The sequence below is a fragment of the Streptomyces sp. NPDC059037 genome (assembly GCF_042740015.1).
GTDB lineage: Bacteria > Actinomycetota > Actinomycetes > Streptomycetales > Streptomycetaceae > Streptomyces.
Genome location: NZ_JBHYIG010000414.1, coordinates 1 through 5993, shown reverse-complemented (window position 1 = coordinate 5993; position 5993 = coordinate 1). Strand labels below are relative to the sequence as shown.

The window sequence follows — 5993 nt, the reverse complement described above, 5'->3', positions numbered from 1 at the left end:
TCCAACCTGATCGCCCTTGACTCCCGGCCCGGAACCGCCAACCTCAGGACAACCGGGCGGCCCCGGCGCCAATCAAAGCCACAGGCCCACCAAACCCCCCGCCCCCCACGCACGCACCACTTGGCGGGGACGGCGACGACAGCTATCCAAGGGCCAGGGGACACGGCGAAGAGGCTGCTGCCGAAGCGCATGCGCCTTCGGTTACCTCCGGGGTAAAGGGCGACGGTCACAGGGCAGCGCTCAGCTCACCGGCCGGCACAGCAGCGGCTTCTCCAGCTCTGAGCAGGGGCGGTGGCCGTGGGCGGGGAGGCTGTCCTTGCCTGCGCCCTCTGTCAGGTAGCGCAGGAAGCCTGCCGCGATCGAGTCGGCGGGGGGCTCTCCGTAGGTGTACGCGAACTCCGTCTGCCAGTAGGGGTACGCGCCCGCGTCCGCGCCCTCGACCGTGGCCGGGTAGCCCGCGATGCGGACCTGGCTGATGCCCTCGTGGGTGAGTGCGGCGCCCGCCTCGCTGTGGCCGAGGGCTCCCGGGGTCGAGGCCACCGTGTCCAGGAGGATGCCGGTGTCGCCGACCTCGCAGCGGCCCGGCTTGCTGCGGTCCATGCCCGCGCAGTCCCCCGACGTGACCTCCAACAGCTCCTTGTCGTCGAGGACTTGGCTGACGAGGGTGGACCGGGTGCCGGAGCCGGGGTGACGGCTGACGAGGTGGACGGGGACGTTGTTGCCGTTGACCTGGGACCAGTTGGTGATCTCGCCCGCGTAGATCTGGCGTACTTGTTTGAGGGAGAGATCCTGGACCCCCGCGTCCTTGTTGACGGACAGCGTGAAGAGGGAGAGGGCGACCGGGCGGGGAAGGAGCTGAGGGCGGCCGTCGCCCTTGGCCCCGTCGGTGAAGGCGAGCCGGTCGGGGAGGCCGGCGCCACCCGCCTTCCCGGTAGTGGTGCCTGCCTTCTTGCCGGCGGCCGCCAAGGAGTCGAGGCCCGCGACACTGCCGTTGAACGTGTTGTCCGTGATGGGGATCCTGGCGTCCGTGCACTTCTTCACGTACCGCTTGGCGGCCTCCGCGACGGCGTCCTTGAAGGCGGTGGAGCCGGAGAGGGTCAGCGTGCCCTCGGCGCAGTCCACGGGTGCCGCCTGGGCGGCGGCGTCGTCCCTGGTGAACGTGGTGAAGGACTGGGCGGCGGCGATCAGCACCAGCAGGGCGATGAAGACCATGACGGGCTTCGAGGCGAAGGTATGGCTCTCGGTCTTCTTGATGCGTCCGCCGCGTACGCCGCCCTTTATGCCGGCGACGACATCGGGATCGGGGAACTTCCGCCCGGCCGGGAAGTCGGGGTCGCGTTCCAGGACGGCGAGGACCTTGTAGTGGGTGCCGCGGTTGAGGGGGACGCGCGGCAGCTCGATCAGCCCGTTGTCCATGCGGAGCCCGGCGGCTCCCTCGAAGCAGGGCCCCAGGTAGTCGTGGCTGTACTCGGTGACGACCATGCCGTCGACGCGGCGGCCGGGGAAGCTGATCCGGATGCCGACCTGGTCGTCGTCGCGTACGACATAGTCGTTGGCGTCGATGTGCGTCCAGCCGCTGTTCTGGATGCGGAGCAGGACGAAGGACGGGTCGACGAGGGAGGTGCCGTGCTGCTGCATCTGCCGCAGCACCCCGGCGTGCGGATGGGTGTCCGCGTTCTTCGCGGTGGTGTCCATCTGTACGCGGTAGCCGAGCCGCTTGCGCCCGGCGAACCCGAACTCCCACAGGGCGGCACCGACAGGTATCGCGAGCCCGAGGGCGGCGACCGCCGACTCCCAGGAAAATCCACCACTCATCGCCGTACGACCCCCGTTGGCTGCACGCAGTTTGTTTGGGTGGCCAAGTTATGAGGGGGGAGGAGACTGATTCCGGTCAACGGGCGGTGTTTCCAGGGGAATTCATCGAGCGTCCGCCTGCGGCGACCAGGGGTTCACCGGCTGTTGGGGTAGGTGCTGGGAAAACAAGGGGATAGATGTGGCTGGTGAACTGCAGCGCAGGCTGATGGAGCGGCGCGAGAGGCAGGAACTCGACCGGATGCTGCGTGCTGCCTCCGCGGTGGTGACGGCGCGCACGTTGGCGTCCGCGGAGGTGCCCGACGGGGTTCTGGAGGCCGTACGGGGATTCTGGAGCACGTCCGCCGAGTTCGATGCGACGCTGAACGACGATGCCCCCGACGAGCTTCTTGACTCCTGGGTGGAGGAACTACTCGCCCGGCACGGCTTCCTCACATCGGCTTTCCTGTTCACTGACCTCGACCTCGCGCCGTGGATCGAGTTCGAGATGCCGCCCGCCTGGTTCTCCTCGGTCCGCCGGGCCCAGGAATCCTCATGGGTCTTCCTGAGGAGCGACCTCGGCGCGGTGGCAGCGGTCAGCGAGCAGGAGTATCGGTTCGAGTTTCTTGTTTCACACCTGACGTAGAAACTGCTCAGGGCGCGGACCGACGGAGCCACGGGGGAGTGGGCCTGCGGCTTGCTCGTAAGCTGATCGGGAACGGCGCATGCCGACGGAGGAGACAGGAACAGCCATGGCCCGGTACACGGAACCGCAGACCATCGCACGCGGCGGATTCAGCATCAAGGTGCCGGAGACGTGGTGGGAGTTCGACGTGCGTCCGGAGTCGCGCGACGCGTCCATCCGGCAGATGATCAACGATCGCGTACGCGCACGCCCGGAGCTGGCCCCGCACCGGGAGACCTTCGAGGCGTTCCTGCGCAAGGCGTCGAAGGACGCCTGGCAGTCCGGCGCCCTGTACTGCGGCTGCATGGCGGAGAGCTTCGGCGGCGATACGCCGGTCACCGGCTCGGTCACGGTCTCCCTGGTCGGCGCCCGCACCCCGAGCGGCGACGTCCTGCCCACGGACCCCGACCGCATCGTCGCCCAGCTCGGCGTGCGCGAGGCCAAGCGGGAGGGCGACGCGTGGCGGAAGGTGACGACGGTCGACATCCCCGGGGTCGGCCTCGCGGCGCGCACGTACGGCCTTGAGGACGTCACCGTGCCCGGCGACGAGCGCACGATCCGCGTCGTCCTGATGCAGACCTTCATTCCGGTGCCGGGGCAGGAGGGGAAGGTCGCGCTGGTCTCGGGCAGCAGCCAACTCCTTGAGCTGGCGGACTCGTTCTTCGACATCTTCGATGCGGTCACTTCTACTTTCCGCTTCGCGGAGTAGGGAGGATGCCGGCTCGGATTCAGATGGCCTCCGCCCTGGAACGCCTCGCCGCGATCATTCCTCCCGTCGGCCCTCGTCGCTCGCGGGACTGGGCCGCCGTGGAGCGGCAGCTCGGCACCGCCCTGCCGCAGGACTACAAGGAACTCGTCGAGACCTACGGAGGCGGGGTCTTCGACGAGACCGTCTGGCTCCTGGATCCCGGATGCCCTGACGAGGGCTACAACCTCCTTGCCCAGGCCTCCGAACGCGCGGAGATTCTGGACGACTTGTGGGAGTTCGAACCCAAGCCGCCGCAGTTGCTGCGGGACGACGGGGCCGAGGTCCTGCCCTGGGCCTACATCGAGGGGAGCGGAGCCCTTCTGTACTGGCTACGCCGACCTGGGCAGCATCCTGACGAGTGGACCGTCATGTTCAACGAGGGGCGGGGCCCGGAATGGGAGTACCACCCCACCCAGTGCGCGCCCTTTCTCCTCTCCGTCCTTACCGGAGAGGCGGACACGGTGTACTTCCCTGAATTTCCCCCCGATGAGCATCAGTTCGACTCGAATGACGACATCCTCGGGTAGCCGGGCCGGCCGACCGTGAGCAGCGGTCTGAAACCCGCCGCCCGTCCGGCTACTTGCCGTCGCCCTTGCCCTTTCCGTCTCCCTTGCCGCCCTTCCCGCCCTCGCCCTTGCCCGCCTTCACCGCGTCGTTGACTTCCTTGGCCAGGTCGTCGTCCAGCTTCTTGAACTCGCGTACGACGGCGTCGGACAGGTCCGCCAGCTGGTCCAGCTGCTGGCCGATGTCCTCGCGGCCGTCCTCCCAGTTGGACTCGAAGTCGTCGAGGGAGTCGTAGACGCCGCCGTCGCCTATGTCGTCCTTGTAGGACTCGAAGGTCTTCTTGGTCCGGTTCATGCGGTTCTTGATGGAGCGCAGCCGGCTGCCGTAGTCCTCGAGGTCGGTGAGCGGAATGCTGAGGTCACTCTTGCCCTTGCTGCCCATGTGCGCCTTGCCCCCGTCAGCGGTTGATCGACTGGATCTCCTGGACGTTCATGTCCTGCGTCGTCTCGAAGGTGCCGTCGGGCAGGTCGTCGCCCGTGCCCTGTGAGCCCTTCCAGGAGATCTCCCAGGTTACCGATGCCTTCAGCTGGAACGGCTTCCCGTTCGTGGCCCGCAGGTAGCTGATGCCGCACGGCGGGTCCTGCTTGGACTTGCCCTTGGTGTACGGGGTGCCGATGCTGCCGTCGTCGTTGATCTTGCACTCGCCGGATGCGGGGAAGGTCTCCGCGTCCGGCGTGCCGGGCTCCAGATGGAGGCTCTTCGGTTTTGCCGTGGTCTCCGCCCACAGCGGGGTGTTCGGGAGCTCCGCGCGGACCTTGACCTCCTTGAAGGTGCCCTTGTCCAGCCAGACCCAAGTCGGCAGGTTCACCGTCGACTTGGCCTCGGGCTTCAGCTCTACCTCGGTGTCGGGGACCTTCACCTTGTCGTACGCGTACTCGGCGAGCATCTCGGGTGTCGGGGCGTTCGGGTCGTCAGGGATCTCGCCGTCCGGGACCCAGAACATGATGCGGCCGCAGTCCCACGACTTGGGGTCCGAGGAGTCGGGCGCGACGCCGCGCCAGAAGCGGCCGTCCTTGCCCTCGTTGTAGTCCTTGTAGCCGTCGGCCGAACTGTTCGTCGGCTTGTGCAGGTCGAAGTTGTCGGCCGGTTTGCCGTCGCGGTAGTGGTCGGTCCAGAGCTCCTTGCCGAACCAGGACTCGTGGATGCCGACGTCGCCGCCGCCGTCCGTGTCCACGAACTTCTTGAGCTCGGCGGAGGTGAAGGCCGGCTCGTACCAGCAGGCCGGGGGCTCCCAATTGGGGTCGATCGGGGCGAGGTTGCCCTTCTTCCCGCCGCCGTCCCCACCGCTGGGGTAGCTGAGCTTGATGGAGGAGACCCCGGCCGACAGATTGCCGTTCTTGTCGGCACCGCCGCCGGACGGTTCTTCGGTCGGAGGTTTCGTGGTGCCGCCGGGAATGTCGTCGGCGTACGCCGTTCCCGTTCCCGCGGCCCCCAGGATCAGTGCCGCCGCGCCTGCCGCGACGCAGCGCCGTGCGCGAAGGTTCTTGGTCGTCCCCGGCCTTGTCATCCCCGGCATTCCTTCACCCTCCCCTGGACCTCGACCTTCTGCGCCTTCCAGATCTTGTCCGCGCCCTTCGGCGGGCTCATCAGGACGCTGAACTGCTGGTAGCTGTCGAGGGATTCCTTGCTGTAATGGATCTTGTCGCCCTTGATGTCCTTGCTGAACGACTTCGCCTGGTTGCGGCAGAAGGTGACCAGGACGGCCTTCCCGCCGCTCAGTTCGGTGGCCTCGGACTTGAAGTAGCGGTCCGTGCCCGTGGGCACCCAGCCGCCGTCGATCCACGCCTTGATCTGAGTCTTCGCGTACGTGGACGCCTGCGCGCCCGAGTAGTACTTGTAGGCGGGGTCGTTCACGTCCTGCTGGACGATGCCGTGCTTGAGCGCCCGGATGTAGTTGGCCGCGTTGTCGACGGCCTTCGCCTGCTTCGGGTCGGAAGGCTTGGCGAAGTCGAAGACCAGCTTCAGGTCCTTCGGGACGCTGACGTCCGGGCCCTCTCCCCCGGGCGACTCCGAAGCCGCCGGCTTCTCCGACCCCTGTCCCGCCCCCTCGATCTTGTCCGAGGATTTGTCGTCCCCGCCGCCCCCACAGGCGGTCAGGAGCAGGGCCGCGCTGGTCACCCTGTCTCTTATAAAAAAAATAACCATCCCAACAAAAATCAAATTTAAAAAAACGTTGTCGCCCTAAAAATAAAAAAAAATTGTTGG

General features: G+C 67.0%; 7 protein-coding genes. 3 read left to right on the top strand and 4 right to left on the bottom strand.

Annotation, left to right across the window (positions count from 1 at the left end):
- Positions 1 to 240: 240 nt before the first annotated feature.
- The gene (locus tag ACFWY6_RS43480) at positions 241 to 1815 is read right to left on the bottom strand and encodes a substrate-binding domain-containing protein (protein WP_384702867.1); all 1575 of its coding nucleotides are present in this window, start codon (positions 1813 to 1815) and stop codon (positions 241 to 243) included.
- A 178-nt stretch (positions 1816 to 1993) separates the two neighbouring features.
- Here ACFWY6_RS43480 and ACFWY6_RS43475 point away from each other — a divergent pair, with 178 nt between their 5' ends.
- The 3 genes from ACFWY6_RS43475 (at position 1994) to ACFWY6_RS43465 (ending at position 3751) form a co-directional block, all read left to right on the top strand.
- On the top strand, positions 1994 to 2437 hold the full coding sequence (locus ACFWY6_RS43475) for a hypothetical protein (RefSeq protein WP_384702864.1): 444 nt from the start codon (positions 1994 to 1996) through the stop codon (positions 2435 to 2437).
- Between the two features lie 106 nt (positions 2438 to 2543).
- A complete protein-coding gene (locus ACFWY6_RS43470) occupies positions 2544 to 3185 on the top strand; it encodes a hypothetical protein (RefSeq protein WP_384702862.1) in 642 nt (213 codons plus the stop codon).
- 23 nt (positions 3186 to 3208) lie between these two features.
- Positions 3209 to 3751: an SMI1/KNR4 family protein gene (locus ACFWY6_RS43465; RefSeq protein ID WP_384702870.1), complete on the top strand. Its 543-nt coding sequence runs from the start codon at positions 3209 to 3211 to the stop codon at positions 3749 to 3751.
- A gap of 49 nt (positions 3752 to 3800) precedes the next feature.
- Here ACFWY6_RS43465 and ACFWY6_RS43460 read toward each other — a convergent pair whose 3' ends face one another.
- The 3 genes from ACFWY6_RS43460 to ACFWY6_RS43450 are packed head-to-tail and all read right to left on the bottom strand — an operon-like array spanning position 3801 to position 5906.
- Positions 3801 to 4169, bottom strand: a complete 369-nt coding sequence (locus ACFWY6_RS43460) for a hypothetical protein (RefSeq protein ID WP_384702859.1) — start codon at positions 4167 to 4169, stop codon at positions 3801 to 3803.
- 16 nt (positions 4170 to 4185) lie between these two features.
- Entirely contained in the window at positions 4186 to 5295 is a 1110-nt protein-coding gene (locus tag ACFWY6_RS43455) for a hypothetical protein (RefSeq protein ID WP_384702856.1), read from the bottom strand.
- Entirely contained in the window at positions 5292 to 5906 is a 615-nt protein-coding gene (locus tag ACFWY6_RS43450; RefSeq protein WP_384702853.1) for a hypothetical protein, read from the bottom strand. The genes ACFWY6_RS43455 and ACFWY6_RS43450 overlap by 4 nt, the downstream gene beginning before the upstream one ends.
- Positions 5907 to 5993 lie beyond the last annotated feature (87 nt).

Coding starts and splice junctions, on each gene's coding strand:
- ACFWY6_RS43480 (WP_384702867.1), bottom strand. CDS start 1,815: ATGAGTGGTGGATTTTCCTGGGAGTCGGCGGTCGCCGCCCTCGGGCTC.
- ACFWY6_RS43470 (WP_384702862.1), top strand. CDS start 2,544: ATGGCCCGGTACACGGAACCGCAGACCATCGCACGCGGCGGATTCAGC.
- ACFWY6_RS43465 (WP_384702870.1), top strand. CDS start 3,209: ATGGCCTCCGCCCTGGAACGCCTCGCCGCGATCATTCCTCCCGTCGGC.
- ACFWY6_RS43460 (WP_384702859.1), bottom strand. CDS start 4,169: ATGGGCAGCAAGGGCAAGAGTGACCTCAGCATTCCGCTCACCGACCTC.
- ACFWY6_RS43455 (WP_384702856.1), bottom strand. CDS start 5,295: ATGACAAGGCCGGGGACGACCAAGAACCTTCGCGCACGGCGCTGCGTC.